We start from the raw sequence: 2,227 nt of genomic DNA on the forward strand, positions 1-2,227 counted from the left end.
ATATTGAGGTAGTTTGTCAGTAATGTCATACCAAGGTGCTTTTGAACCGACAAAAATATGCATTTCAGGGCGTCTACCTGGATCTTGGTTAAGACCGCCAATGGGAAGACCGATCTGATCTGGGTTATCTTTGATTAGACTTATTAAATTTGACCCACAAATGGAACAAAAAGTTTTTATCGTGGGTGCAGTTGACTCATATTTGGATAAATGGTCTTCACCCCGAATCCATTTAAAATGTTTACTTGCTACGGCTGCCCGTGTTCTAAAAGCAGCACCATGCCAACGACGGCATTTTGAGCAATGACAGTTGACGACAGTACCTATTCCATTTTCAATTTCATAAGCTATTGCTCCGCATAAGCATTCACCGGTTAATGTTGGCATCTGTTCTCTCATTGATTCTGGATAATAATCAATCTATCGTAGCTCTATCCCGATGTGCAAGAGTCTAGCTAATATCAAATCAGTCTACTTTTATTGTGAGGCAAATATAGCGATCTATTTAGATTTTTCGGCTTATTGACGCAAGATAATGATAAGGTCTTTTCCTTCAGACAATTTCATTTTAATTTTGAAAATGGAAAAACTTGACACTGTTCTCATAATATTCATTCATTTTATTATTTCAATGCATGGATCTGCTGCAAATCCAAATAAAATACTGTATAATATGCGACTAATTTTTAATCTATTTTAAGTTTGAGTGCCATGAATGATTTAAACCTTTACAGAAACATTGGTATCTTCGCCCACGTTGATGCCGGAAAAACCACTACTACCGAACGAATTCTTAAGCTCACAGGTAGAATCCATAGAATGGGTGAGGTTCACGAAGGTGAATCAACAACCGATTTCATGGCACAGGAAGCGGAACGCGGTATTACCATCCAGTCAGCAGCAGTCAGTTGCTTCTGGAAAGGTCATCGTTTCAATATCATTGATACCCCAGGACACGTTGACTTCACCGTAGAGGTGTACCGTTCACTGAAGGTACTCGATGGTGGTATCGGCGTATTCTGTGGTTCTGGCGGTGTTGAGCCTCAGTCAGAAACCAACTGGCGCTATGCGAACAATTCAAAAGTATCTCGTTTGATTTTCGTAAACAAACTTGACCGTGTTGGCGCAAACTTCTTGAAAGTGACTGAGCAAATCAAAAAAGTATTGGGTGCACATCCTTTAATTATGACTTTGCCCATTGGTTTTGAAGACAGTTTTGTAGGTGTTGTCGATTTATTAACCCGCAAAGCGTATGTTTGGGACGAAACTGGGCAGCCAGAAAATTACAAGGTTACTGACGTACCAGCCGATATGGTTGACGATGTTGAAACGTATCGCAGCCAATTAATTGAAACGGCACTTGAAATGGATGATGAATTACTAATGGCTTACCTAGAAGGAGAAGAACCTTCAATAGAAGACATTAAGCGTTGTATCCGTAAAGGTACGCTTGAATTAGCCTTCTTCCCAACCTATTGCGGTTCAGCCTTTAAAAACAAAGGGATGCAACTTCTATTGGATGCAGTGGTTGACTATTTGCCTGCTCCCCATGAAGTTAATCCACAACCTTTGACTAATGCTGAAGGTGAGCCAAATGGTCAATTTGCTATCGTTTCTCCTGATGAGCCTTTCCGCGCCTTGGCTTTCAAAATCATGGATGACCGTTTTGGTGCCCTAACGTTCGTACGTATATACTCAGGCAAACTGAATAAGGGTGATACCATCCTTAACTCGTTTACCGGTAAAACCGAACGTGTCGGTCGTATGGTTGAGATGCAGGCAAATGAGCGGAATGAATTGCAAAGCGCTGAAGCAGGCGACATTATCGCTATCGTGGGTATGAAAAACGTTCGAACCGGCCATACCCTTTGTAATCCTAATCACGAATGTACGCTCGAAGCAATGGTTTTCCCTGAGCCAGTTATCTCTATTGCTGTCTCGCCAAAAGATAAAGGCTCAACTGAGAAAATGGCTATTGCGATTGGTAAAATGGTTGCAGAAGATCCAACATTTAGAGTGGAAACGGATGAAGATTCGGGTGAAACCATTCTTCGTGGTATGGGTGAATTACATCTTGATATTAAAGTAGATATTCTCAAACGCACGTACGATGTTGAGTTAATAGTAGGTCAGCCTCAGGTTGCTTACCGCGAAACCATAACCAAATCGATTCAAGACAGCTATACCCATAAGAAACAATCAGGTGGTGCTGGTCAATACGGTAAAA

The 2,227-nt window shown here is 41.1% G+C and carries 2 protein-coding genes; one reads left to right on the forward strand and one right to left on the reverse strand.

Going from position 1 to position 2,227, the window contains the following annotated elements; all coding sequences use genetic code 11:
- Positions 1-387, reverse strand: a 387-nt coding sequence (locus tag BN58_RS08500; protein ID WP_019216461.1) for a GFA family protein, incomplete at its 3' end; no start/stop codon positions are given.
- A gap of 324 nt (positions 388-711) precedes the next feature.
- Between BN58_RS08500 and fusA the strand changes: the two genes are divergently transcribed.
- Positions 712-2,227 (forward strand): elongation factor G (gene fusA, locus BN58_RS08505; protein ID WP_040916325.1); only part of this gene is annotated, 1,516 nt, incomplete at its 3' end.

The sequence above is a fragment of the Legionella tunisiensis genome (assembly GCF_000308315.1).
GTDB classification, from domain to species: Bacteria; Pseudomonadota; Gammaproteobacteria; order Legionellales; family Legionellaceae; genus Tatlockia; species Tatlockia tunisiensis.